We start from the raw sequence: 25,156 nt of genomic DNA, 5'->3' as shown, positions 1-25,156 counted from the left end.
TAGGGATACGACACGGGGTGCATCATTCGACTTTGTGCAATGCACCATAACATTGTTTCTGGGATTTTTCCTGCGTGCGGAGAGTTCCCCTCGGCGCAAAAAACGGGCCTCGAACACACGCGGCGCTATACTGGGGTTTGGCCGCTTGTATCCGTTGTAGTCGTTCTTCCCGGCTCGCGCGTTGATTTAAGCATTCGTCCCGCCCCTGCTCGTTCCCCTCCCGATGTTCGACCTGCCCTCTCACCTGTGGATCACGATCACCGCGTTCGGTGGCGCCAGCCTGACCTTGCCGCTCGCGATCACGATCGCCGTATGGCTCGCGCTCGGCTACTCGTGGCAGCGCGCGGCCGCGTGGCTCGGCGTGCTCGCGGCCGCGATCGGGGTCGTCGCGCTCACGAAGATCGCCTTCCTCGGCTGGGGCATCGGCATCCGCGCGTGGGACTTCACGGGATTCAGCGGCCACGCGATGCTGTCGACGTCGGTCTATCCCGTCGCGATCTTCCTCGCGCTGATCCGCACGCGCACGCCGGTGCGGATCGCCGGCATCGCGCTCGGCCTCGCGGCCGGCATCGCGGTCGGCGTGTCGCGCGTCGCGCTTGACGCGCATTCGCCGTCCGAATCGATCACCGGCTGCATCGTCGGCGCGATCGCCGCGCTGGCGTTCATCGCCGGCTCGTGGCACGCGGTGCCGCACCGCTGGTCGGTGGCGGCGGTCGTCGCGAGCCTCGCGCTCGTCACCGTCGCACTGCACGGCATCACGGTGCCGTCGCACCGCTGGGTCACCAGGGTCGCGCTGGAGCTGTCGGGGCACGAGCGGCCGTTCGTCCGCGCCCGCTGGAAAGCGAATCCGAACTACCGGCCGGCATCGCAGCCGTCGTCGCTGCAGCGCACCGATTCGTCGCAGCCGCTGCTGCACGCGTGACGGGCCGCACGCACGTCATCCGGTCGCCTTTCAAGTCTGAAGATCGTCATGCGCGCCGTCGCATTAGCGGTATGTCGAGCGTTATAACCCGCCCTATATTACGATTACGGTTTCCAACCACTCAAACGCCCCGACCATGCGCTCGACCGTCCGCCCGCTTCGCCGCACCCTGCTCCGCCTGCTGCCGCTCGCCGCGCTTGCCGCGGGCATCGCGTTCAGCGCGCCGGCTTGCGCTGCCGACGAGCTGGTCGTGTCGGCGGCCGCGAGCCTGACGAACGCGTTCAAGGCCGTCGGCGATGCGTTCCAGAAGCAACATCCGGACACCAAGGTGCTGTTCAACTTCGGCGCGTCGGACGTGCTGATGCAGCAGATCGCCAAGGGCGCACCGGCCGACGTGTTCGCCTCGGCCGACCAGAAGGCGATGGATCGCGCGGTCAGCGAAAAGGTCATCGTGCCGGGCACACGCCGCGATTTCGCGGCGAACTCGCTCGTGCTGATCGTGCCGGCGGACAGCCGTGCGGCCGCGCCGACGTCGCTGAACGACCTGACGGCACCCGGCGTGAAGCGCATCGCGTACGGCGACCCGGCGTCGGTGCCGGTCGGCCGCTACACCGAAGGCGCGCTGCGCGCGGCAGGCGTGTGGGACGCCGTCAGCGCGAAGGGCGTGCTGGCCGCCAACGTGCGCCAGAGCCTCGATTACGTCGCGCGCGGCGAAGTCGACGCGGGCTTCGTGTTCGGCACCGACGCGGCGATCATGCCGGGCCGCGTGAAGGTCGCGCTGACCGTGCCGACGCAGACGGCCATCACCTATCCGATCGCGGTGGTCAAGGACAGCCGCCATGCCGCGCAGGCGCAGTCGTTCATCGACTTCGTCGCGTCGCCGCAGGGCCAGGCCGTGCTGGCGACCTTCGGTTTCAAGCCCGCGGGCAAGTGAGCGCAGCATGATGCAGGACGCCTGGGTACCGCTGCTGTTGTCGCTGAAGGTGGCCGGCTGGGCGACCGCGCTCGACATCGTGCTCGGCGTCGCCGCCGCCTTCGTGCTCGCGCGCTGGCGCTCGCCGCTGCGCGACGTGGTCGATTCGCTGCTGACGCTGCCGCTCGTGCTGCCGCCGACGGTGCTCGGCTATTACCTGCTCGTGCTGCTCGGCCGGCACGGCGTGTTCGGCGCGTGGCTCGACACGCTCGGCATCGAACTCGTCTTCACGTGGCAGGGCGCGGTGATCGCGTCGATGGTCGTCGCGTTTCCGCTGATCCTGAAATCGGCGCGCGCCGCGTTCGAAAGCGTCGACCCGCATCTCGAGCGCGCGGCGCGCACGCTCGGGCTCGGCGAAGCCGCGGTGTTCTTCCGCGTGACGCTGCCGCTCGCCACGCGCGGCATCCTGGCCGGCGCGCTGCTTGCCTTCGCGCGCGCGCTCGGCGAATTCGGCGCGACGCTGATGATCGCGGGCAACCTGCCCGGCCGCACGCAGACGCTGTCGGTCGCGATCTATGCGGCGGTGCAGGCCGGCGACGACAGCACGGCCAATTTCCTCGTGCTGGTGACGTCGATCACCTGCGTGCTCGTGCTGCTCGCGACCGGCTGGCTCGTGCCGTCGCGTGCCGGACGGAGCCAGCCGACATGACGCGCCGGCCGCATCCGTACCGCTGCGCCGCACCGGTCGCGGCAACACGCCGTCCCGTCGCGCGGGCGGTTTCGCGCACGCACGGCGCGGCACGACGGAGGCCCGCATGAGCGTCGCCGTCGATATCCGCAAGACCTACGCGAACGCCGAGCGCCGCTTCACGCTCGACGTGTCGTTCACGGCCGGCACGCAGCGCGTCGTGCTGTTCGGGCCGTCCGGCGCCGGCAAGAGCATGACGCTGCAGGCGATCGCCGGCTTGCTGTCACCCGACGAAGGCACGATCACGCTGAACGGCGAAACGCTGTTCGATTCCGCGCGCGGCGTCGACGTGCCGACCCGTGCGCGCCGCGTCGCGTATCTGTTCCAGGACTACGCGCTGTTTCCTCACCTCAACGTGCGCCAGAACATCGCGTTCGGGCTCACGCCGGGCCTGCGCAACCCGCGTGCGAAGGCGGTGCCGCCCGAAGTCGCGTACTGGCTGCAGGCGTTCGAACTCGACACGCTCGCCGGGCAATTCCCGTCGCAGTTGTCGGGCGGGCAGAAACAGCGCGTCGCGCTTGCCCGCGCGCTGGTCGCGCAGCCGAACATCCTGCTGCTCGACGAGCCGTTCGCGGCGCTCGACGGCGCGCTGCGCCAGCGCATGCGCCACGAACTCGCCGAACTGCAGGCGCGGCTCGATATCCCGATGGTGCTCATCTCGCACGATCCCGACGACGTCGCCGCGTTCGGCGACCAGGTCGTGCAATTGAGCGAAGGACGCGTGCAGGCCGCAACGCCGCACGCCGAGTGGCCGACGCGCGTCACGTGATCGCGCGAAGGCGGTGGCCCATGTGGCCACGTTGGAGCCTGAGAGAAGCCGCACGTGCGGCACAAGCTGGAACGAGCTGAAAAGGGGATCGAAACCGGCGCCTCCTGCATGTCGGGCGGCGCCGGTTTCGCCGCGTCCGCCCACGGTCATCGACAGGGACGGCGCGCGCCGCCGTCGTGCGATCAGCCCGTCACCGCGAGAATCACGCTCGATGCCTTGAACAGCGCGATCGCACGCCGGCCGGCGTCGAGTTGCAACGCGCCGACACTGTCGTTCGTGACCACGGCCGTGAGCGTCCCGCCACCGTCGAGCGCCAGCGTCACCTCGCTGTTCACCGCGCCCGCCGTGACCGTTTCGACCGTCCCGTGCAACTGGTTGCGTGCGGACACCTTCAAGGTCGCGTCGGCTCCGCCGTCGTCGTCGACCGCCAGCACGACCCACGACGCCTTCACGAGCGCGCACGCATCCGCGCCCGGCTGCAGGCCGAGCGCGTCGGCGCTTTCGTGCGTCAGCACCGCGACGATCGCCTGCCCGCCCGGCAGCACGAGCGTCACCTCGTCGTTCACCGTGCCGCGCACGATCGACTCGACCTTGCCGAACCACTGGTTGCGCGCGCTCGTCTTCATCCCGATCCGGCCGATCAGCGCCCAGTCGACGTCGAAGCCGGACACCGCCGCGCTCGCGGCGTCGATGAAGCGGCGATGCTCGCGCTCGATCGTGCGGAACGCGGCGATCAGCGACGTCGCGCGCGGCGTCAGCGTCGTGCCGCCGCCGCCCTTGCCGCCCGTCGAGCGCGTCACGAGCGGCTCGCCGGCCAGGTTGTTCATCGTATCGATCGCCTCCCACGCGGCCTTGTAGCTGAGCCCGACGGCCTTTGCCGCGCGCGTGATCGACCCGGTGTCGCCGATCGCCGCGAGCAGCGCGATGCGGGTGGCGCCGCCGAGCGTCTGCTCGCCCGCGCGCAGCCACAGTTCGCCGCCCAGTTCGAGCGGCCCGGCGGAAGAGGAAGGAGGCGATGCGTCGCTCATCGGTCTGTCGGAAGAAAACGGGTGGCCATTATAGTGAGCGCGCGCCGCTCAACGTGGCTTGCCGTCGAGCTTCGGCGGGCGCAGGCTCGCGAGCAGCGCCTCGGCGTCGCGCGCCGCGCGTTGCTCGAGCGCCGCACCGTAGCCACGCACGAAACCGAGCTGGTACGCGGGCGCCGCCAGTTGCTCGAGATGATGCAGCGCGACGATCGTGTCGTTCGCCTCGCCGAGCACGCTCTGCACGCGCGCGAGCGTCTTGACCGTTTCGTTGCGCGTGCGGCGCGAGGCCAGCGACGCGAAGAACTCGAGCGCGTAGCGCAGCCGCTTCGCGTCGATCCGCACCTGGTGCCGCGCGGCCGTGTCGAGCGACGTGAGCGACGGCGATGCATACAGGTGACCGAACAGCCGCCGCACGCGCTTGGTCGCGTGGCGCCGCAGCGACGGCGTGTCGTCGTCGCCGGCGGCCGGCGGCAGCGCGAGCGCGCTCAGCCATTCGAGCCAGCCGAGCGTCAGGCGCGCATAGCGCGCCGAATGCAACGCCTGGCGCAGTTCGACGCGTGCCCCCGTCGCCTGGACGCGCGCGGCGTCGAGCGTGCCGTCCCAGTCGGCGCTGCCGCCGTCGGCCGCGATCAGCGCGGGCAGGCTTTCGGTCGAGAACACGTCCCAGTCGCGCACCGTGCCGAGCAGCGACGCGACCCAGCGCAAGTCGGCGCCGAACGTGTTCTTCCATTGCTCGTCCGCGAAGCGTGGAAAGAAGCGCATCAGCGTGCGCAGCCGGCGCAGCGCGACGCGCATCTGGTGCACGAACTCGGGATCGTCGCGATCGAGCACGCCGCCCTCGTTGCCGAGCCATTGCGCGGCGATGTCGCCGGACAGCGCGAACAGCGCGGCCCGCTGCGTGCGGATGCCGGTCAGGTCGACGAGTTGCGCCTTGACCGGCCGAGCGACGGCGGGCTCGCCCGCGCACGCGCGATCGATCACGCTGGTGAGCTGCACGAACGCGGGCCATGCGCCGCTGAGCTCGCGCGCGGCGGCGAACAGCGCGCGCAGCGCGGCCGTGCGCGCGGCGACGGTTTCCCAGTCGGGCGCCGCGAGGCGCAGCTCGACCTGGCGGCGCGGTGGTTCGGTGCCACGGTGCAGAATGATGTCGTCGAGCGTCATCTCGACCACCACGCCGCTGTCGTCCGCCCAGCGCCCGCGCCGCCGCTCGCTGACGAGCCGCAGCGGCGCCGGCCCGGACGATGCGGCGAGCGCCGCTTCGGCAACGGCGTCGGGCGTCACGCGGTCGCCCTCGCCGGTCGCCTGCGGCGCATCCGCATCGGCGATCGGCGCCGATGCGGGCGTGGCCACCGCGATGCCCGCGTGTTCGGCATCGAACAGTTCGCGCTCCACGACGCCGGGCGCGAATGCCTTCGTACGCGACGCGACGACCCGCCGGCCGTGCGCGTTCGACTCGATCCACGTCCACCAGCACTCGCCGGGGCTCGGCTCGGCTTCCTCGACCTGGCATGGCTCGATCGTCACGCGTTCCTGGCCGCGCCGCATCCGCACCTGCGGACAGATCCGCCACGCACGGACGAGTTCGGCGCCGAAGTCGCGCTGCTCACCACGGGCCCGGCTTCCGGCCCTGACCGGCCAACCTTCCAGCGACAGGCACAACACGATTTCCAGCACACGCGACATGGAGGCTCCTGCACATGAAGAATCGCCGGCACGTCCTCCGTGCCGGCGTAGTCCGTGAAGCAGCTTCCATAGTACACGCGGCCAATATGCGCTGGCGACGATCTGGCCCTGTCGCCCGTGTCACGCATCAAACGACGTATCAGACGGCGTATTGCGCGATGCCGTTGCCGAACGACCAGTCCTCCTTCAGCACTTCGACGAGACTGATGAAGACGTCCTGCGGCCGCACGCCGGGCTGCCGCGCGAGATTCTCGGCGATGGTCCGGTACAGCGCCTGCTTCTGCTCGAGCGTACGCGTGTTGTTCGCCGTGATCTGGACCATCACCAGATCGTCGCTGCGTTCGATGTCGAGGTAGTGGCGGCCGAAGAAGAAGTTCTCGGCCGAATGCTCGGTCACGACCATGAAGATGTCGTCCTCGGGCACGTTGAACGTCTGCATCAGCGCGCGGTGCACGCCGTCGACGAGCGCCGCACGGTAGGCGGCCGGTTTGCCTTCGCGCACGGCGATACGGGTGAATGGCATGGTCCTGCTCCTTTCGGTGACGTTGAGAATCGGAAACGCAAGGTCAGGTTAGGCGCGCAGAACTATAATGAACAGTCATCATCCGATATTTCATTCATTTACATTTGCAATGAAAGTCCTCGACCTCGATGCGGTGCGCGCATTCGTGCTGGTCGCCGATCTCGCGAGCTTCACGCGCGCCGCCGACGCGCTCGGCACCACGCAATCGGCCGTCAGCCTGAAGCTGAAGCGGCTCGAAGCGCACCTGGGCAAGCCGCTGCTCGCACGCACGCCGCGCGTCGTCAAGCTGGCGGCGGACGGCGAGAACTTCCTGCCGGCCGCCCGCGCGCTGCTCGACGCGCACGACCAGGCGCTCGGCGCGATTTCGGCCGGCACGCACCGCCTGTCGCTCGGGGTCAGCGAGCATGTCGCGGTGCCCGACCTGCCGGCCGTCCTGACGAGCCTGCACCGGCAGGATCCCGGGCTGTCGCTGGAAATGCATCTGGGCATGTCGGCGAGCCTGCTCGCGCAATACGACGAACGGCGGCTCGACGCGGCGATCGTGCGGCACGAACCGGGCGAGGATCCGCCGCGCGACGACGGCACGCTGCTGTTCACCGAACCGCTCGCATGGCTCGCCGCGCCCGACTGGGCGCCGCGCGCGGGCGAGCCGCTGCCGCTCGCGGTGCTGGCCGGGCCGTGCGGCGTGCGGGCCGCCGCGCTGCGTGCGCTCGAGCATGCGGGGCGGCCGTGGCGCGAGCGCTTTACGGGCGGCGGCGTCGCGGCGGTCGCGGCCGCCGCCGCGGCCGGGCTCGCGGTCTGCCCGCTGGCCCGGCGGGTCGCGCCGCGCACGCTGGTCGACGTCGGCACGAAATTCGGCCTGCCGCCGCTGCCGCATTCGCAGGTCGTGCTGTATTCACGCGTGCGCGACGCCCGCGCGGCGGCCGCACTTCGCAGGTTTTCCGACAGCCTTGCAATCTCGGCGTAAACTACGCGGTTCCGCTGCCCGCAATCCCCTGACGAATGCCGATGAAACCCGACGCCCGCAAGCACCTCCGTGCCAACCTGCTGATGCTCGCCGCCGCCGCGATCTGGGGCTCGGCGTTCGTCGCGCAACGACTGAGCCTCGACGTGATCGGGCCGTTCCTGTTCACGGGGCTGCGCTTCCTGCTCGGCGCGCTGGTGCTGCTCCCGCTGCTGATGGTCAACGCAGGCTCGCGCGCGCAGTTCGCGGCGATTCGCCGCGAGCCGGCCCTGCTCGCGCCGGGCCTCGCGCTCGGCGTGCTGCTCGCCGTGTCGATCTCGCTGCAGCAGGTCGGCCTGCAGTACACGCGGGTCGCGAACGCGGGCTTCATCAGCTCGCTGTACGTCGTGATCGTGCCGCTGATGGGCGTGTTCGTCCGCCACCGGATCGGCGCCGGCACGTGGTTCGGCGCGCTGCTCGCGGCGCTCGGCCTGTACTTCCTCAGCATCGACGAGCATTTCTCGGTGCTCTACGGCGACTGGTTCCAGCTCGCGGGCGCCGTGGTCATCGCCGCGCACGTGATGACCGTCGGCCATTTCGCGAAGCGGCACGATCCGCTCGTGCTCGCGTTCCTGCAATTCGTCGCGTGCGGCGTGCTGTGCCTCGCGGCCGGCCTCGCGATCGAGCCGGTCAACCTCGCGATGCTGAAGCGCGCGCTGCCGACGCTGCTGTACGGCGGGCTGCTGTCGGTCGGCGTCGGCTATACGCTGCAGGTCGTCGCGCAGCGCGATGCGGCGCCGGCGCACGCGGCCGTGATCTTCAGCATGGAGGGGGTGTTCGCGGCCATCGCCGGCTGGGCCGCGCTCGGCGAGACGCTGACGCTACGCGCGCTGGTCGGCTGCGCGCTGATGCTCGCCGGCCTGCTCGCCTGCCAGTTGCTGCCGAACGGCGACGCACGGAAAAAGGACGAGGACGCGCTGCCGGCGTGACACGCACGATCCCTATAATGGCGGTTCGCGTGCTTTTCATGCCAACCGCTTCCGACAGGCCAGCCCCGTGACGTCCACTCCCGTCGATCCCGCCGCCGACCTGCTGCGCGAACGCGCAGCGCACTATGCCGCCGAGGCCGCGCTGTTCCAGCGCGACCAGGCGCTGTCCATCGCTTCGCACGACCTGCGCAGCCCGCTGAACGCGATGCACAGCTGGGCGTACGTGCTCGAGCGCCAGCTCGCCAGCGCCGACCCGAACCTGCAACGCGCGCTCGCGGGCATCCGCGCGGGGATCGACCAGCAGGTCGCGCTGATCGACGACGTGCTCGACGCACCGCGCGCGGCAACACGCACCCTGGCGATCGCCACGCAGCCGTTCGCGCTGCGCCCGCTGCTCGACGACACGCTCGCACTGGTGCGCTGCGCACTCGCCGACGCACGACAGGTGAGCGTCGACGCGACGCTGCCCGACGGCGAGCCGTCGCTGACCGCCGACCGCGAGCGCATCGCGCAGGCGCTCTGGACGATGCTGACGACGGCCGTCGAAGCCAGCGCCGCCGGCAGCCGCGTGACGTTCACGTGCGCGCGTGACGGCGCGCAGTACGTCGCGCACGTCGCCTGCGACGTGAACGCCGCCGCCCTCGCCGATCCGGCGCTGCCGCATGCATTCGAACCGTTCGCGCGCCGCGAGATGCTGCACCCGCGCGACGCGAAGCGCGTCGCAGCGGCGCTCGCGCTGTGCCAGCGTGTCGCGCTCGCGCACGGCGGCTCGTTCACCCACGCCCCGTTCGCCGACGGCGCCGCCGTCACCCTGTCGCTCACCGTCCCCTGCGAGGCGCCGGTGTAAGCCATCGGCCGCCCGACACATTACATTCCCCTTTCCGGCCCTATACTGTTGGGCCTGTCATGACTGGAGCGATTCTTTGTTACAGATCTTCGCGCTCATCGGCGCGTTGTTCCTGGTGGCCCTCAACGGGTTTTTCGTCGCAGCCGAATTCGGCCTCGTCAAACTGCGCGCGACGCGCGTCAAGACACTTGCCCGCAAGCACGGCCTGCGCGGGCGCATCCTCGCGATCGTGCACGGCCGGCTCGACGCGTATCTGTCCGCCTGCCAGCTCGGCATCACGCTCGCGTCGCTCGGCCTCGGCTGGGTCGGCGAACCGGCGTTCGCGGAACTGATCGGCCCGCTGCTCGACCTGATCGGCGTGCAGTCCGAGCGCATCGTGCACCTGATTTCGCTCGTGTTCGCGTTCTCGCTGATCTCGTTCCTGCACATCGTGGTCGGCGAGCTCGCGCCGAAATCGATGGCGATCCGCCAGTCGGAGAAGGTCGGCCTGTGGGTCGCGCTGCCGCTCTACGCGTTCTACTGGGCGATGTATCCGGCGATCTGGGTGCTCAACACCAGCGCGAACGCGGTGCTGAAGCTCGCGGGCCTGTCGGCCGACCATGGCGGCGATGCGCACTACTCGACCGACGAGCTGAAGCTGATCCTGCGCAGCCGCCGCAGCGCGGGCAACGCGGCCCAGCCGGCGCGCGGCACGTACACCAACGACGAGTGGAACACGCTTGCGCACTCACTCGATTTCTCGTCGATGACGGTGTCGGACCTGATGCGGCCGGCGCATGAAATGATCGGCCTGCGCCGCGACCTGCCGCTGCCCGACAACATGGAAATCGTCGCGCGGCACCGCTTCAGCCGCTATCCGCTGTTCGAGAATGCGTCGCGCGAACAGGTGAGCGGGCTGATCCACCTGAAGGACCTGCTGCTCGCGCGTCACGCCGGGGCGGCGCTCGAAGACCTGTCCGACTACGTGCGCCCGGTGCAGTACGTGAAGCCCGACACGCCGGCGCTGGAGCTGTTCCGCCGCTTCCGCAAGGGCGCGCCGCACTTCGCGCTGGTCGGCAACAAGGGCGAGAAGCCGATCGGCTTCCTGACGCTCGACAACCTGCTCGGTGCGCTGGTCGGCCAGATCCACGACGAGTTCCGCCAGGGCGACGCGGACTGGAGCCGCCTCGACGACGGCACGCTGATGGGCAAGGGCAGCCTGCCCGTCGTGTCGCTCGAGCAGGCGCTCGGCATCGACATCGACGAAGGGCGTGCGGAATCGGTCGGCGGCCTGGTGATTCACGCGCTCAGCGATCTGCCGACCGAAGGGCAGCGCGTGTCGTTCGATCGCTTCGACGTGGTCGTGAAGAAGATGAACGGTCCGCGCATCGTGCTGGTGCGCGTCTATCCGAAGATCGCGAAGGAGGCCGACGAATGACGGCCGCCGCGGGCCGCGCGCGATGACGCCGACGCTGCCGCGCTGCTGCGTGATCACGCCGGAGCCGGCGTCCGCGTCGGCCGCCGATTGCCGCGCATTCCTCGACACGCTGTCGGCCGTGCTCGCGCGCGGCGAAACGCTCGTGCAGCTGCGCGTGAAGTCGTTCGACGCGGCCGCGTTCGCGCGGCTGGCCGCCGATGCGCTCGCGCGCTGCGACGCGGCCGGCGCGCAACTGATGCTCAACGGGCCGATCGACGCGGCCGGCGTGATGCGGCTCGACGGCGCGGGCTGGCATCTCGACGGCGCCGCGCTGCGCGCCGTCGCGCAACGGCCGCTGCCGGCCGCTCGTCGCATGTCGGCCGCCTGCCATGCGGCCGACGATCTCGTGCTGGCCGCGCGTGCGGGCGTGGATTTCGTCACGCTGTCGCCCGTGTTGCCGACGCTGAGCCATCCCGGCGCGCCGACGCTCGGCTGGACGCAATTCGCTGCGCTGGCCGCGCAGGCCGCGATGCCGGTCTATGCGCTCGGCGGCATGACGCGCGCGCATCTCGACGACGCGCGCCGCCACGGCGCGTACGGCGTCGCGGGCATTCGCGGTTTCTGGTAAGGGCGGCCGGGCGCGCCAGCGCCCGACCCTCCGGGCATCACGCGTGCGGAACGGGACGCATCGCGCGCCATGCGCGGTCGTCGATCCGACGCACGTCGTGCGTCAGCGCGTACTGGTTGACGTCGCCCGTCAGCCACGCGACGAGCGAATACGGCGGCAACTCTCCTTCGTCGACCCGGTCGCGTGCGCGTGCCGGCGTCTCGAACACGACCTGCCCGCTCGGCGCATCGAACGGCACCGCGTCGGGCGACAGGTTCAACGCGATGGTCAGCGTCTCGTCGTCGGCGAGCCGCCATGACGCGAGCAGCGCGTCGGCATCGCCGTCACCGCTCGCCTTCAACGCATGCGCGTCCTGCGGCCGGCAATCGGACAGCCGCGGCGCGATCAGCTTCGCGCGCACCGCGAGCGCCGACTGCACGAAATGCGCGCGATCGACATCGCGCGCGGTTTCGTCGAAGATCAGCGGGATCTGCGGCGTGAGCAGCGACAACGCAAGCGCCGCGAGGCCCGCCGCCTGCTCGCTGTCGCGCTGTTCGCTGTCGCGCCACGCGCCGTCGGACAGCACCAGCGACGTGAGCGACAGCCCTTCGGCGCACGGGCCGTCGCCCGCCGCCGCCGGCTGGAACGCCGCGCCTGCGGCGGTCAGCGCGCGCGCGAGCGTGTGGATCGACTGGTGGGGCGAAATCCCTTCGTGCGCCGACGTGTCGCGCCCCGTCAGCCGGTGCAATGCGCGTTCTCCGCAACCGTTCCACTGCGCATCGAAATGCGTATCGGCCAGGTGCACCGGATGACGCTCGCTGCCGAGCACGAGGTGGATCATCCGGTCGGCCGGCACGGCCGCGCGCACGCGGTCGGCGATCTCGCGCAGCCACGACGTGCCGATCCGGTCGGCCTCGCGCAACCGCAGGCCGTCGCAACGGTATTCGTCGATCCAGTACAGCGCGTTGTCGCAGAAGAAGTCGCAGACTTCCGGATGGTCGAGCGCAAGCGGCGCCGCCTGCAGCGGATCGTCGCGCGTATGGAAGAACGGCACCGCGTAATGGCGCAGTGCGTCGGTGCCGCTGCCGAAGCGCGCGTAATCGAGTTCCAGCAGCACCGCGAGACCGTAGCCGTGCGCGGCGTCGATCAATGCCTTCAACGCGTCGGGACCGCCCTCGGACGCGAGCGGCGCGAACGGCAGGCTGTCGTGCGGCGACGCGAGCAACTCCAGCGCGGTCACGCCGAGGCGCGCGAGCTGCGGCAACCGGCGGCGCACGCCGTCGAAGCCGCCCACCGCGTGCGGACGAATCGCGTACAGCGCGATGTCTTCCCACGGGCGGCCGCGCCAGAACGTGTTGCGCCATGTGAACGCGCGCGGATCGACGACCTCGCTCGGGCCGTTGAGCCCGTCCGGTTGCGAACGCGACGCGGGATCGGGAATCGACACGACATCGTCGAGCCGGTAACGGTAACGCGCGCCCGCACCGCATTCGACGAACACTTCGAACCAGTGCGGACCGGCCGCCGTCATCGGGACGAGCGTCGGGCCGGAGCCGGTATCGAGTTCGAGCTGAACATGCGTGCTGCCCGGCGCCCACACGCGGAAATGCGTGCGCGGCGACGTGCCGAGCGCACCGCAGGGCTGCGCGCCGGACGGCAGGCAGTGTATGTAGTGCTGCGCATACGGATCGTGCGGACAATCTGACATGATGCGCTCCTCGTGCGTGCCGAGCGGCATGGCCGCGCGATCCGCGCGGCGCATCGGGCCCGGCATGCGACGGCCAGGCTGGGGGGAAGAAAAGTATGCGCCGCTTTCACGATCGCGACGCATCGAATCCTCACATTTTTAAATGCGAATCGACCCCGGCATCGATTGCGCGCGATGCGCGCCGAATCGGGTAGTCCGCATACCGGAATGGTCGCTCGCCTTGTTGCGCCGCGGCCCCGCGCTTACGCTCGGTGCGATGCGCGTGGGCACCCCGCCCGCGCCCGAATTCGAGGAATCTCCATGTCGCTCCCCGCCAGCGCCGCGAAGTTCGATCCGGCACGCGCGCACGAATACGCCGAACAATCCCGCATCGCGCTCGCCGGCTACGACGCGTGCCACGAACTCGCCGCGTGCATGCTCGCGTCGGCGATCGGTGTACGCGATGCGCGGCTCCTCGTCGTGGGCGCAGGCGGCACGGGGCAGGAAATCTGCGTGCCCGCGGCGCTCGAACCGGACTGGCAGTTCACGGCCGTCGATCCGTCCGCGCCGATGCTCGCGCTCGCGCGTGCCAACGTCGAAGCGGCGGGGTTCGCCGCCCGCACGCAATTCGTCGAGGCCGGCGTCGACGCGCTGCCCGATGCGCCGGCGTTCGACGGCGCGACGCTGATCGGCGTGCTGCATCACGTCCCCGGCGATGCGGCGAAGGCCGCGCTGCTGGATGCGATCGCGCGCCGCCTGAAGCCCGGTGCACCGCTCGTGATCGCGGCCAACTATCGCCGCTATGCGGAGCACCCTCGCCTGCTCGACGCGTGGCAGCAGCGCTGGCGGATGAAGGGCGCGACGCCCGACGCCGTGCGTGCGCAGCTGGCGAAAATCCTGCAGGGCGCCGATCCGCCCGCTGCCGAGGAAGCCGTCTTCGCGTTGCTGCACGATGCGGGCTTCGATGCGCCGCTGCGCTTTTTCTCGAGCCTGTTCTGGGGCGCGTGGATCGCGGTGCGGCGCGGCGCGTGACGGCATGAGGCGGCGTGAGTCGGGGCGAGGCGGCGAGCCGCAGCGTCAGCGCGGCCACCATCCGGACGCGCTTTCCGCTCGAAGCCGCGATGGCGCGTGGCGACGGCGGCACGCATCCGCCGATCGCTCGCTGTCTCGATAGCGAGCCACGCGCGGGCCGCCGACCGCCGCGCTCGAGCGCGGCGATCGGTAAGAACGGCTCAAGTCATCCGCGTCAGCTCAGCAACCCTGCCGCGACGTTGATCGACAGCCCGAGCACGGCCATGTTGAAGTAGAACGACAGGATCGACTGCGCGAGCACCGCGCGACGCGCGGCGCGATTCGCGAGCGACACGTCGGCCGTCTGCGACGCGACCGCGAGCGTAAAGGCGAAATACAGGAAATCCCAGTAGTCGGGCTCGGGGTTGCGGTCGGGAAACCGCAGCGCGCGATCGCTGCTCGGCGAGCCGTAATAGAGCCGCGCATAGTGCAGCGTGAAGATCGTCGGGATCAGGAACCATGCGCCGAACAGCGTCGCGCCCGTGACCGCGTAGTGGCCGAGCCCGGCACGAAAGCCGACGTTCTTCGCGGTGGCGAGCTCGATCGCGATCGCGGCGACGCTCGCGACCGTCGCGATGCAGATCACCGTCAGCACGGTCGTCGCGTTCTCGTCCTCGCGGATCGCGATCTCGCGCACCTGATGGTGATGTGCGGTGACCATGCGCCCCCACATCAGCACGAGATACAGCCAGACCGTGCAATCCCAGCCGATCAGCGCACGCGCGGTCGGCCTCAACTGCAACGGCAGCAGCAGCGCGCACAGCACGCCCGCGGCGAAAGCGGCGACCATGCGCGGCCGGTTGCGTAATACCTGCGGATAAAGCGTCATCGTGTGATTCCGAAAGCGGATGGAAAGGGTTCGGCCCGCGTGCGAACGGCCCGCCGGGCAGCGCCGGCGGGTACCGCCCCGATTATCGCCATTCCTGCATGACGTTGCGACTGGCGTGAGCGCCTAAGATATCGGGATGACTCCCGTCCTCTGCCACCATCCCGCGAACGCGGCCGGCCGCGACTTCGTCGTCGGTGATCTGCACGGCTGCGTGGATGTGCTGCGCGCGCTGCTGCACGACATCGGCTTCGATCCGGCTCGCGACCGGCTGTTCTCGGTCGGCGATCTCGTCGACCGAGGCCCCGCGTCCGAAACCGCGCTCGAGCTGCTCGACCGCCCGTGGTGCCACGTTGTGCGCGGCAATCACGAAGAAGTGCTGAGCCTCGTCGCGCGCGGCAAGCTGTCGCACGATGCGTGGCGCGGGATCGGCGGCGACTGGGGCGCCGACCTCCCGCCGGAACGGCTGCACGCGCACGCGGCGCGCGTCGACGCGCTGCCGCTCGTACGCGTGATCGGCGAGGGCCCCGCGCGCTTCAACGTGCTGCATGCGGAATTCCTCGGTCCGGACGCCGAACTCGACGCGGGCAGCTATTCGCCCGACGTGCGCGAGCGGCTGATCTGGGGGCGCGACCTGGTCCAGGGGCTCGTCGACCCGGCCCGGCAGGCCGGCCTGTCGCTGACCTGCACCGGCCACACGCCGGTGCGTGCGCCGCAGCGCATCGGCGCGCAATGGTTCATCGACACCGGCGCGTTCGCACCGTCGGGACGCCTGACGATCGTCGAGCCGCGCACGGGCGACACGTGGTCGCTGACGCAGGCCGACGCGCGCGCGCGTCATGCGGGCGACCTGCCGCTGCCTTAGGCCCACGTTCACGCCGATAACGGGCCTGCGCAGGCCGCGGGCCGGCAACGCTCGGCGGACTCACGCTCACGCGCGCGTTTGCGTGCGCGAGCACTGCGCTAACCCACCTGGTTCAGCTCGAACACCGCATCGATCGCGGATCCGTTCCAGTTGTATTCGAGATACGCAGCGTGATGGCAATCGCGCAGCAGCGTCGTGCGAAACGCCGCGAGGCACTCGCCGCGCGGGTCGCGCACCGACGGATAGACGATCCCCGCGCCGCCCGCGTCGCGCACCGCGCGGCCGAGTGCCTGCCCCGCGCCGTAATCGAGCGGATCGAGCAGCGCCGGGCTGCGCTGCGGCCACGTGCGCACGTCGGCGACGTCGCCCTGCGCATACACCGTGTAGAGCCGCATCTGCTGACGCATCGGCGCCTCCTTCGTCGCGGCCAGGAACAGCCCGCTGTGATAGCGCGTTTCGGCGATCGCCGTATCGCGCGACCGCCCGCAGTAGAACACGCCGTAGCTGCCGTCCGAAAAGCGGCTGCCCTGCGGATTCAGATGCGTGAACGCGGCCATGATCGGCCCCCAGCCCGGGCCGTAGCGACGCTCCGCCGGCGGCACGAGCTCGAGCGTGCCGACTTCGTTGCGGATGCGATCGTTGGTCAGCGATTCGAGCGCATAGAGCGCATCGAAATCCTCGGCGGACGCGACGCGGTCGAACAGGTTGATGGCTGGAAAACGAGTGGGAATCACGCGATAGGCAGGTGCCCAGTCGACGACGGTCATGGGCCAGTGCTGTACTGCTTCGATCGGCATCGTCACGCCCAGCCACCCCGCATCGCGTCGAGATATTGACGGACGGCGACCAGGTCGCCGACGTTGCCGGCGAGCATCCGGTCGAGCGCGCGCTTGCCGCCGAACGGCGCGGCGTCGTTCGGCCGCTTGACCCAGGTGTCGGCCGCGGCCGGCTGCGGCAGCAGGATCTGCAGCGCCTTGTAGATGCCGAGCAGCAGCGATAGCCGCTCGAGCGTATCGCGCGGCAGGCGCGCCGATTCGGGCGAGGCCTTCCACTTGAAGAACGTCGAGCGGCCGGGCGAGCCGAGCAGGACGATCTGTTCGTCGATCGTCAGCTCCCAGTCGCGCGCGATGTTGAAGAACGCGCGCAAGCCGGCCGCCGACATCTGCGCGACCGAAGCCTGCCGCGGGGCGGAATGCGGATCGAAGGCGGGCTGTGACATGATCGTTAGTCTCGAAACGAATTTACTAACAAGATTAGTCCATTTTCGTATTTTTGCAAGGGTCGTCCCCCGACGTACCCGCATTCCTCCCGAAGGATCGATATTTTTTGTCCATTCTGGACTGCGATTTTATTTTCTGCGTTAATGTCCGTGCGGACAGCGCACCGGGACGCGGTGCGTCCCAGCAGCAACCGTGTCGCCCAGAACCGGATAGACCACGCCAAGGAACCACCATGAAGAGACTGATTGCCGCCGTTTCGATCGCCCTGCTCGCGGTATCGGCAGGCCCCGCCGTCGCGAAGGACTGGACCACGCTGCGCTTCGGCACCGACGCCAGCTACGCGCCGTTCGAATCGAAGGCGCCCGACGGCAAGCTCGTCGGCTTCGACATCGACCTAGGCAACGAGATCTGCGCACGGCTGAAGGCGAAATGCGTGTGGCTCGAGAACGATTTCGACGGGATGATCCCGGCGCTGAAGGCGAAGAAGTTCGACGCGGTGCTGTCGTCGATGTCGATCACGCCGCAGCGTGCGGAACAGATCGGCTTCACGACGAAGATCTACAACCAGCCGACGCGGCTCGTCGTGAAGAAGGGCTCGCCGCTGCTGCCGACGGCCGAATCGCTGAAGGGCAAGTCGATCGGCGTCGAACAGGGCACGACGCAGGAAGCGTATGCGAAGGCGTACTGGGCGAAGCAGGGTGCGAACGTCGTGTCGTACCAGAACCAGGACGGCGTGTACGCGGACCTGACGTCGGGCCGCCTCGACGCCGCGCTGCAGGACGAGGTGCAGGCCGCGATCGGGTTCCTGAAGTCGCCGCGCGGCGCGGGCTACCAGTTCGTCGGGCCCGAACTCGTCGACGAGAAGGTGCTCGGCATCGGCGCCGGTATCGGGCTGCGCAAGGAAGACGCCGACCTGAAGGCGAAGATCGATCGCGCGATCCTCGACATGGTCAAGGACGGCACCTACAAGCGGCTCGCGTCGAAGTACTTCGACTTCGACATCTACGGCGGCTGAAGCGGCACCGCGCGCGCACGGGTGCGATGCCCGTCGCGCGCGGCCCGACCGCCCCTCCCCTGCTCGCCGGACGGCGACGCCTCCCTGACGTCCGCCGTCGCACCGGTTTCATCGTCCGTATCGCGCAACCGGATGCCGCACGTCATTCGCATGGCAAACGGATCGCCTGCGCTGGCGACCGCAGGCGCTCGACGTCGTCAATAAGCGAAGACCGGGCGCCGGGGTATCGGCGCCCGCGTGCACATCCCCATGCGGACCGGATTGGCGAGCGGGAAAGCACCGGCCCGGCGCGGATGACCGGGTATCAGCCGGATCCGCCTCGCACCGGGCGCGGAGAGGTGGCCTGTCGACGCGTGCCGGCCGGCAGCAAGGTGCGCGGTCGACCGGCGATGGGTCGAATCACTGCGATCGCGGCCTGCCGGCCGCGGCGTGTTGAGATCGTTCATTTTTCTACCCCGTATTCGAGTCGTTGCTTGTGCCGGCAACCGGACACCGCCGGTGCTCCGACGATCCGACGACGACGGCCCATGCCGCCCGGAGCGGGGCCATGCTGCCCGTCCGGCCGTCATCCCCGCGGACTGCGTCCTGGCCGGTTCTCGAATGGTTCGCTGCCGAACCGGCCGGACGACGCGTCGTCGACTCTCGCACACCAACCTGTGCAAGGAGCGCGCCAGCTTCGTTCGGGGCCGGCGGCACAAGCCTTTCATCGGACCAGTGTGCGGCCCGGACGGGCGGGACATGCCGGACGTTGCGAAACTGAAACATGCCGGGCGCGAGCGGCCCCGGTCGCGTGGCGGCAACGCCTTGCCGGACAAGGCGCACGGACGAGCCGGAAAATTTTCCCGGCGCGGGCCGCGCGTCGCCGCCCGCGTTTGCCGGGGCTTTTTACACAGCCGTCGGCAGGAAACGTTTCACGCCCTTTACATGCCGCCGGACGCCCGCGCACGGACCGGCCGCGGACGCTTCCGGGCCGCCTTCAGCCGACTCGCTGGTGGTCGGCGTCGTCGGGCGGCGAGCCGTCCTTCCCGCCGTTGTCGCCGGAGTTGTCGTGGTCGTTGAGTCCGTGCTCGATCATCATCCGGTACAGCGTCACGCGCGAGATGCCGAGTTCGGCGGCGGCCTTGTTGATCCGGTGATCGTTGCGCAGCAGCGCGTTCTCGATCGCGACGCGCTCGGCGAGCGAACGCGCCTGCTCGAGGGTCACGGGCTCCGTTTCACCCGGAACCTCGAGCCCGAGATCGTGCGGCGTCAGCAGCCGGCTCTCGGCCATCACGATCGCGCGGCGCACCCGGTTGATCAGCTCGCGCACGTTGCCGGGCCACTCGTAGCGGCGCATCGCGTCGAGCGCGGCCGACGTGAAGCCGCTGATCTTGCGCCCGCTGTCGCCCTTGAATTTCTGCAGCACGTAATGCGCGAGGATGTCGATGTCCTTGCCCCGCGCGCGCAGCGGCGGCTCGTGAATGCGCAGCACGCAGAGCCGGTGATAGAGGTCCGCGCGGAAGCGGCCGGCTTCGACCGCGCCGTCGAGGTCCACGTGCGTCGCCGAGATGATCCGCACGTCGACCGGAATCGATTCCTGGCCGCCGAGCCGCTCGATCTTCCCTTCCTGCAGGAAACGCAGCAGGCTCGCCTGGCTTTCGACCGGCATGTCGCCGATTTCATCGAGAAACAGCGTGCCGCCGTTCGCCGATTCGATCCGGCCCGCGCGCCGCTGGTTCGCGCCGGTGAACGCGCCGCGCTCGTAGCCGAACAGTTCCGACTGCAGCAGGTGATGCGGGATCGCGCCGCAGTTGATCGCGACGAACGGCCCCTTGCCGCGTGCCGAGCGCTCGTGGATCGCGAGCGCCGTCAGCTCCTTGCCGGTGCCCGACTCCCCGGAGATGAACACGCTCGCGTCGGTTTTCGCGACCTTGCGGATCGTGCTGAACAGCTGCTGCATCGCTTCGCAGTTGCCGATCATCCCGTGCTCGCCGATCGATGCCGCGTATGCCGCGCCGTCGACGCGATCGAGCGCGGCCATCCCGCGCGCGTGGCCGAGCACGTGCGAAATCCATTCGTACGGCAGCGGCAGCGTCACGTAATCGAAACAATAGCTGCGGATCAGTTCGCGCACGGCAGCGCCGATCGTGATGCCGGCCTGCGCGATGGAAATCCAGCCGATCGCCGGCTGGCTCAGGCACGCCTTCAGCGCGGGATAGTCGCGCGACGTGAAGCCCGAGAAATCGATGAGCCCGGCGGCGACGTTCACGCCGGACGTCATGTTCTGCGCGGCGCCGGCCGTCTTCGCGACCGAGATATCCCAGCCGAGCCCGCGCAGTTGCGCCAGCAACGGCTCGTCCGGCGAACGCATGATCACGAACAGCTTGCGTCCGGCCTCGGGAGCGGTGACGGATACGAGCGGCGTCTCGGACGCCGCCGTCCCGCTTGCGTCGGGTGACCTTGCAACCATCGTTGTTCCCCGCTTGGCGTTGGTATCGTGCGCTGGCTCGCCGCCGCGTCCGACGGACGTCGATCGAACCGACATATTGGCCGCATTTTCGTCCGAATAAAATCCCCCCGGGGAATAATCGCGTGCCGGGCGAACCCTTTCATGAACGGTATATCGACGCCGCCGACGCGCGGCTAGATGGGTGTTATCCCGGTGGCGCGGCGGGCGCGAAGCGAGGCCGGACCAATCGCGAACACCCGACGCCGCGCCGGTGCTGGCGCGCGGGGACGGCACGCGAGGCCGGGCACACGGGATCGGACCGGCGTCACGGGCCGGCACGTCCGGTCGGCCGCACCGGCCCGGTACCCGCAACCGTTTCCGCTTGATGCCGGTCAATCGTCGGATAAAACGGGGATGATGCAGGAATGCAACACGCGCAGCGCGGCGAGCGGGTCAGCGTCCCGATGCGAGCGGCGCGAGCGCGTTGGCGCGACCACGGCCGGCCGACGCGCCGTCGTGTTCGCCGTACGCGGCGACGAGCGCGTCGACCCGCGCGAGGTGATGGCGGTTGTCGCGGTCCCACGGGTGGAAGCCGGGCCGGAAAAAGCTCAGCCACTCGCCCGCGATCCGCGGAAACAGCCCACGACGCGGCCCGTACAGGAACGCGAGCATGCGCAGCATGCCGCGCACGCGATGCTCGATGTCGCGATCGCGCGACAACAGCGTCACGTGCAGCAGGAACACGGTCGGCCAGAACGTCAGCGTCGTCAGCAGGTAGACGCCGAGGCGGATCAGATAACGGCGCGGGCCCGGCTTCATCGCGACGTTCCAGACGTCGAACGACACGGCCTTGTGCTCGGTTTCCTCGAGCGCGTGCCACACCCACATCTGACGGTAGCCGTCGACCGAGCCTTCGAGGCGCGTCGGATCGCGCAGCAGCCAGTCGGCGAGCATGGCCGTGTAGTGCTCGGCGGCGACCGTATGCGCGAGCTGCACCGAATGCGGCAGCTTGCGCTTCATGTAACCGAGCACGGTCCAGATGCGCTTGTCGAGCTTGCGCGCGGGCAGGCGGTTCGCCTGCATCAGCTCGTTGTATTCGACGTGCTCGCGCGTATGCATCGCCTCCTGCCCGATGAAGCCGAGCACCTGCCGCTTCAGCACCGGATCGTCGATCCGGTCGCGATAGTGGCGCACGGAATCCATGAAGAATCGTTCGCCGGCGGGAAACAGCAGCGACAGCGCGTTGAAGAAGTGCGTCACGTGCGGGCCGAGCCCGTGCCAGTCCTTCGCGCGTTCGACCGGCAGGTCGAAGCGCAGGTCGCGGCGCACCGGCATCACCTCGGCTGCGGTGGCGGAAGCGGCTGACTTCATGTTCGTCGTTCTCCTTGTTTCCGGGCGGCCCGGCCGGCCGTTGCGGCCGTTGCGGCCATTGCGACCGTACCGGCGCGGGCCCGGGCAGCGCATCGCGCAACGCCCGGATCTTGACATCGATAGCTGTAAAGATAGGCGCCGGCGAACGCCGCGCGCAAGCCGCGCGGTAGATGCGCGCTTCCAAACAGGGCACGGTCGGCAACGCGACAAAAGCGGCGTTCGGGCGGCATTCGGGCGGGTCGCGATTCGAACGCGCGCAACCGCGCATAACCGGCAGGCGGGCGACGCGCGCGCGAATCACAATCGGCGCGCAAGCCCCGCGCGACGGGCGTTTTGCGGCGTCGCGCGGCGGTTTATCAACGCGACGCCGAGCGGCCGGATAGCGCCGATTCATACGCGTGCGGCGTTCGCATGGTGCAACTCCTTCGAGCCGGCCCGCGAACGATTCAAACATGCGTTCCATTCGCGTGTCGCACGAGATGCGTGAGCGCCGCCGCGACCGGCGCGCGACAGGCACGCGGCCGTGCCCTCGCCGCCTGCGGCGGCCCCCTGCGCGCTCGCCTACAATAGCGGTTTCACCCAACCCCTTTCAGGAGAAGTCATGTCTGTCACCACGACCGCATCGGGCCTCAAAATCGAAGAGCTGACCGAAGGCACCGGCGCGGAAGCGCAAGCCGGCCAGACCGTCAGCGTCCACTACACGGGCTGGCTGACCGACGGTCAGAAATTCGACTCGAGCAAGGACCGCAACGACCCGTTCGCGTTCGTGCTCGGCGGCGGCATGGTCATCAAGGGCTGGGACGAAGGCGTGCAAGGCATGAAGGTCGGCGGCGTGCGTCGCCTGACGATCCCGCCGCAACTCGGCTACGGCCCGCGCGGTGCAGGCGGCGTGATCCCGCCGAACGCGACGCTCGTGTTCGAAGTCGAACTGCTCGCCGTCTGACGACGCCGGCCGACGTCCTTCCGATGGAACGCATCCCGTCTCCCGCCATCGCGCTGCGCCGTTACGACACGTGCGAAGCGTCCGACGTGCACGACTTTCACCAGGTCGTGCTCGGCGTCGACGGCGCGATGGTGATGGCGGTGGACGGCGTCGGCCAGCGCATCGACCGGCACGCGGCCTGGCTGATTCCGGCCGGCTCGCGCCACGATTACGCGGGCCTCGGCGACAATCGGCAGCTCGTGCTCGACCTGCCCGCCGCGTCGCTCGCGGTGCCGCAGCGGCTGTTCGACAGCGCGCGTGCCGTGTCGATCGACCCGGCGCTGACGTCGCTCGTCGCGCAGGTCGCGACAGCGGCCGCGCAGCTCGACGGCCCGGCCGGCGACACGCGGCACGCGCATCGCTTCCAGTGGCAGGCCGCCGCGCGTCTGTGCGACGCGCTGCTCGGCGACGCCAGCCTCGCCGCGCCCGCGGCAGGCCTGGATTTCGCGCGCATCGACCGCTGGCTGCGCGCGCGGCTCGCGGAGCCGCTGCGCATCGCCGATCTCGCCGCGCACTGCGGCTACGGGATGCGCCGGTTTCACCAACTGTTCGTCGACGCGTTCGGCGAAACCCCGCATCGCTACCTGCAGCGGCTGCGGCTCGACGCCGCCGTCGTGCTGCTCGCCGACGGCCGCCATCCGCTCGTCGACATCGCCGGCATGGTCGGCTTCGCCGACCAGAGCACCTTCACGCACGCGTTCACGAAGCGCTTCGGCGTCGCGCCGGGGCGCTGGCGCGGCGAACGGCACTGAGCGGCCAGACGCCACCCGTTTTCCTGCAATAGCGAACGCGATTGCGCCGATCGCGCCCATGCGTCATGGCCGGATGGTTTTCGACAGGCGTTGTCATCGTGACGCATATACAGGCGACGCCGCGCACCGGTAAAGCACGGTCCTTGCGTCGCACGGCGTCCGGGGTCATCACGCCCGTATCACCCCGCCCGTCAGGTTCGCCTCGCCCCCGGGCTTGGCGCGGCGGTCAGCGTGGCCGCGTTCGGCGTATGGGCCGTGACGCTCGGGCGTGCCTGAACGACGCGTGTCGAGCCCGGAGCGCGAGCCGCCGCATGCCCGGCTTCGAACGACAAAAGCCGGCTCGCCCGGATCGGGCGGCCGGCCTGCGAACCGGACGTGTATGCCGGCTCGACCGTCGCGACGACGCGTCGCGTTCGCTTACCCCGCCGCCTGGATCGCCTCTTCGTACACGCCGGCGACGCGTCGCGCGATCACCGCGTTGTCGAAATGGTCGCGCGCGTAGCGCTTGCACGCCGCTTCGTCCGGCAACGCGATCGCGCCCGACAGCGCGCCGCCGAGCCCTTCCGCGATCGCATCCGCGCCCGTCGACGGCAGCACGAGATCGTTGGACAGCCCGGCGACCGCCTCCGGCAGCCCGCCGACCGGCGTGACCAGCACCGGCGTGCCGGACGCGAGCGATTCGACGGTGATCAGCCCGAAGCCTTCGAGCGCGACGGTCGGCACGACGCTGACCGTCGCCGCGCGGTACAGCGCCGCGAGATGGTTGTCGGGCACGAAACCGAGCAGCTTCACGTTGTCCTGCAGCCCGGCTTCGTCGATGCGCTGCTGCAGTTCCTCGCCGATCTTGCCCTTGCCGGCGATCAGCAGCAGCACGTCCGGGTGACGTTGCTTGACGAGGCCGATCGCGTCGATCAGGTCTTCCAGCCCCATGCGCCGCACGAGCCGGCGCACGGCCAGCACGATCGGCCGGTCCTGCGGCAGTTGCAGCTTGTGCCGCGCCTCGGCCGGCGTGAGCGGCGTGTCGAACTGCGCGGTATCGACGCAGCCGGGAATCACGCGCACGCGCGACGGATCGATCCCGTAGCGGTTCGTCAGGATCTGGCCGAATGCCTGCGACAGCACGATCAGGCGCGACGAGCGCGTATAGACGGCCTGTTCGAGATAGCGCTTCGCGCGCTGCCCGAGCGATGCGGCGCCCTCGACCTGGCTTTCGTCGGCCCACGGCCCCTGGAAGTGCGACACCTGCGGAATCCCGCGCGTGACGTCGAGCCCCGGGAACGTGTACAGCGCGAAGTGCGACGAAATCACGTCCGGCCGCTCGCTGCGGATCTCGTCGCGCAGCGCGCGGCGCGCGGCGAGCATGCGGCGCGCGAGCGGCTGCGACGCAGGTCCGAAGCCCTGGATCGCACCGCCCGTGTCGTCGGCGACCTTCGGCGAGCCGGCGACGAGCCCGCGCACCGCGACGCCCGCGCCCGGCAGCGCGCCGACGAGCGAGTAGTACATCCGGTCGAGGCCGCCCGCACGTTCGGGGAACCAGTGCATGCCGATTTGCAACGATTTGATCGGCCGGGAAG

The 25,156-nt window shown here is 69.7% G+C and carries 24 protein-coding genes; 14 read left to right on the top strand and 10 right to left on the bottom strand.

What is annotated here, in order from left to right:
• The first annotated feature begins 223 nt into the window (after nt 1–223).
• The 4 genes from U4Z31_RS06495 to U4Z31_RS06480 all read left to right on the top strand — a co-directional run bounded on the left by U4Z31_RS06495 (nt 224) and on the right by U4Z31_RS06480 (nt 3,352).
• Nucleotides 224–922, top strand: a complete 699-nt coding sequence (locus tag U4Z31_RS06495) for a phosphatase PAP2 family protein (RefSeq protein WP_321809777.1) — start codon at nt 224–226, stop codon at nt 920–922.
• Between the two features lie 136 nt (nt 923–1,058).
• Nucleotides 1,059–1,856 carry a molybdate ABC transporter substrate-binding protein gene (modA, locus tag U4Z31_RS06490; protein ID WP_321809776.1) on the top strand — a complete coding sequence of 266 codons (798 nt, stop codon included), beginning with the start codon at nt 1,059–1,061 and terminating at the stop codon, nt 1,854–1,856.
• Nucleotides 1,857–1,866: 10 nt separating this feature from the next.
• Entirely contained in the window at nt 1,867–2,544 is a 678-nt protein-coding gene (gene modB / locus U4Z31_RS06485) for a molybdate ABC transporter permease subunit (protein WP_124921428.1), read from the top strand.
• Between the two features lie 106 nt (nt 2,545–2,650).
• Complete coding sequence (locus tag U4Z31_RS06480; protein ID WP_321809775.1) at nt 2,651–3,352, top strand: sulfate/molybdate ABC transporter ATP-binding protein; 702 nt, start codon at nt 2,651–2,653, stop codon at nt 3,350–3,352.
• A gap of 182 nt (nt 3,353–3,534) precedes the next feature.
• Here the strand turns inward: U4Z31_RS06480 and U4Z31_RS06475 are convergent, their stop codons facing one another.
• The 3 genes from U4Z31_RS06475 to U4Z31_RS06465 form a co-directional block, all read right to left on the bottom strand.
• Nucleotides 3,535–4,380 (bottom strand): TOBE domain-containing protein, encoded by an 846-nt coding sequence (locus U4Z31_RS06475; RefSeq protein ID WP_124486439.1) that lies wholly within the window; start codon nt 4,378–4,380, stop codon nt 3,535–3,537.
• Between the two features lie 48 nt (nt 4,381–4,428).
• The gene (locus U4Z31_RS06470; protein WP_321809774.1) at nt 4,429–6,060 is read right to left on the bottom strand and encodes a CHAD domain-containing protein; all 1,632 of its coding nucleotides are present in this window, start codon (nt 6,058–6,060) and stop codon (nt 4,429–4,431) included.
• Nucleotides 6,061–6,199: 139 nt separating this feature from the next.
• The gene (locus tag U4Z31_RS06465) at nt 6,200–6,583 is read right to left on the bottom strand and encodes a tautomerase family protein (RefSeq protein WP_321809773.1); all 384 of its coding nucleotides are present in this window, start codon (nt 6,581–6,583) and stop codon (nt 6,200–6,202) included.
• A gap of 109 nt (nt 6,584–6,692) precedes the next feature.
• Between U4Z31_RS06465 and U4Z31_RS06460 the strand changes: the two genes are divergently transcribed.
• The 5 genes from U4Z31_RS06460 (at nt 6,693) to U4Z31_RS06440 (ending at nt 11,386) form a co-directional block, all read left to right on the top strand.
• Nucleotides 6,693–7,550 (top strand): LysR family transcriptional regulator, encoded by an 858-nt coding sequence (locus tag U4Z31_RS06460; RefSeq protein WP_321809772.1) that lies wholly within the window; start codon nt 6,693–6,695, stop codon nt 7,548–7,550.
• A 41-nt stretch (nt 7,551–7,591) separates the two neighbouring features.
• Nucleotides 7,592–8,515, top strand: coding sequence for a DMT family transporter (locus U4Z31_RS06455; protein WP_124921418.1), 924 nt, complete (start codon nt 7,592–7,594; stop codon nt 8,513–8,515).
• Between the two features lie 67 nt (nt 8,516–8,582).
• A complete protein-coding gene (locus U4Z31_RS06450) occupies nt 8,583–9,362 on the top strand; it encodes a sensor histidine kinase (protein ID WP_044846580.1) in 780 nt (259 codons plus the stop codon).
• 76 nt (nt 9,363–9,438) lie between these two features.
• Entirely contained in the window at nt 9,439–10,779 is a 1,341-nt protein-coding gene (locus tag U4Z31_RS06445) for a hemolysin family protein (RefSeq protein ID WP_321799888.1), read from the top strand.
• A gap of 22 nt (nt 10,780–10,801) precedes the next feature.
• A complete protein-coding gene (locus tag U4Z31_RS06440) occupies nt 10,802–11,386 on the top strand; it encodes a thiamine phosphate synthase (RefSeq protein ID WP_321809771.1) in 585 nt (194 codons plus the stop codon).
• 37 nt (nt 11,387–11,423) lie between these two features.
• On the opposite strand, the gene U4Z31_RS06435 is transcribed toward U4Z31_RS06440, so the two are convergent.
• The gene (locus U4Z31_RS06435) at nt 11,424–13,073 is read right to left on the bottom strand and encodes a DUF3459 domain-containing protein (RefSeq protein WP_321809770.1); all 1,650 of its coding nucleotides are present in this window, start codon (nt 13,071–13,073) and stop codon (nt 11,424–11,426) included.
• 300 nt (nt 13,074–13,373) lie between these two features.
• Between U4Z31_RS06435 and U4Z31_RS06430 the strand changes: the two genes are divergently transcribed.
• Nucleotides 13,374–14,084 (top strand): class I SAM-dependent methyltransferase, encoded by a 711-nt coding sequence (locus U4Z31_RS06430; protein ID WP_321809769.1) that lies wholly within the window; start codon nt 13,374–13,376, stop codon nt 14,082–14,084.
• A gap of 214 nt (nt 14,085–14,298) precedes the next feature.
• Here U4Z31_RS06430 and U4Z31_RS06420 read toward each other — a convergent pair whose 3' ends face one another.
• Nucleotides 14,299–14,952: a DUF1345 domain-containing protein gene (locus U4Z31_RS06420; RefSeq protein WP_044846584.1), complete on the bottom strand. Its 654-nt coding sequence runs from the start codon at nt 14,950–14,952 to the stop codon at nt 14,299–14,301.
• A 136-nt stretch (nt 14,953–15,088) separates the two neighbouring features.
• Between U4Z31_RS06420 and U4Z31_RS06415 the strand changes: the two genes are divergently transcribed.
• Entirely contained in the window at nt 15,089–15,814 is a 726-nt protein-coding gene (locus tag U4Z31_RS06415) for a metallophosphoesterase (RefSeq protein ID WP_321809768.1), read from the top strand.
• A gap of 98 nt (nt 15,815–15,912) precedes the next feature.
• Here the strand turns inward: U4Z31_RS06415 and U4Z31_RS06410 are convergent, their stop codons facing one another.
• Both U4Z31_RS06410 and U4Z31_RS06405 read right to left on the bottom strand, forming a co-directional pair.
• Nucleotides 15,913–16,611, bottom strand: a complete 699-nt coding sequence (locus U4Z31_RS06410) for an RES family NAD+ phosphorylase (protein WP_124646469.1) — start codon at nt 16,609–16,611, stop codon at nt 15,913–15,915.
• A 2-nt stretch (nt 16,612–16,613) separates the two neighbouring features.
• Nucleotides 16,614–17,033 carry an MbcA/ParS/Xre antitoxin family protein gene (locus U4Z31_RS06405; protein ID WP_044846587.1) on the bottom strand — a complete coding sequence of 140 codons (420 nt, stop codon included), beginning with the start codon at nt 17,031–17,033 and terminating at the stop codon, nt 16,614–16,616.
• A 233-nt stretch (nt 17,034–17,266) separates the two neighbouring features.
• Here U4Z31_RS06405 and U4Z31_RS06400 point away from each other — a divergent pair, with 233 nt between their 5' ends.
• Nucleotides 17,267–18,049 (top strand): ABC transporter substrate-binding protein, encoded by a 783-nt coding sequence (locus U4Z31_RS06400; protein ID WP_044846588.1) that lies wholly within the window; start codon nt 17,267–17,269, stop codon nt 18,047–18,049.
• Nucleotides 18,050–19,025: 976 nt separating this feature from the next.
• Here U4Z31_RS06400 and U4Z31_RS06395 read toward each other — a convergent pair.
• Both U4Z31_RS06395 and U4Z31_RS06390 read right to left on the bottom strand, forming a co-directional pair.
• A complete protein-coding gene (locus tag U4Z31_RS06395) occupies nt 19,026–20,498 on the bottom strand; it encodes a sigma-54 dependent transcriptional regulator (protein WP_044846589.1) in 1,473 nt (490 codons plus the stop codon).
• A 432-nt stretch (nt 20,499–20,930) separates the two neighbouring features.
• On the bottom strand, nt 20,931–21,848 hold the full coding sequence (locus U4Z31_RS06390) for a metal-dependent hydrolase (protein WP_321809767.1): 918 nt from the start codon (nt 21,846–21,848) through the stop codon (nt 20,931–20,933).
• 601 nt (nt 21,849–22,449) lie between these two features.
• On the opposite strand from U4Z31_RS06390, the gene U4Z31_RS06385 reads away from it, so the two are divergent.
• Together U4Z31_RS06385 and U4Z31_RS06380 are read left to right on the top strand one after the other, a co-directional pair.
• Nucleotides 22,450–22,791, top strand: coding sequence for an FKBP-type peptidyl-prolyl cis-trans isomerase (locus tag U4Z31_RS06385; protein WP_044846591.1), 342 nt, complete (start codon nt 22,450–22,452; stop codon nt 22,789–22,791).
• Nucleotides 22,792–22,814: 23 nt separating this feature from the next.
• Nucleotides 22,815–23,582 carry an AraC family transcriptional regulator gene (locus U4Z31_RS06380; protein ID WP_124522640.1) on the top strand — a complete coding sequence of 256 codons (768 nt, stop codon included), beginning with the start codon at nt 22,815–22,817 and terminating at the stop codon, nt 23,580–23,582.
• A gap of 417 nt (nt 23,583–23,999) precedes the next feature.
• Here U4Z31_RS06380 and U4Z31_RS06375 read toward each other — a convergent pair whose 3' ends face one another.
• Nucleotides 24,000–25,124: a glycosyltransferase family 4 protein gene (locus tag U4Z31_RS06375; RefSeq protein ID WP_044846595.1), complete on the bottom strand. Its 1,125-nt coding sequence runs from the start codon at nt 25,122–25,124 to the stop codon at nt 24,000–24,002.
• Nucleotides 25,125–25,156 lie beyond the last annotated feature (32 nt).

Source organism: Burkholderia sp. BCC1985, from assembly GCF_905339915.1.
Classification (GTDB): domain Bacteria; phylum Pseudomonadota; class Gammaproteobacteria; order Burkholderiales; family Burkholderiaceae; genus Burkholderia.
This window is presented reverse-complemented; position numbering and strand designations above follow the sequence as displayed.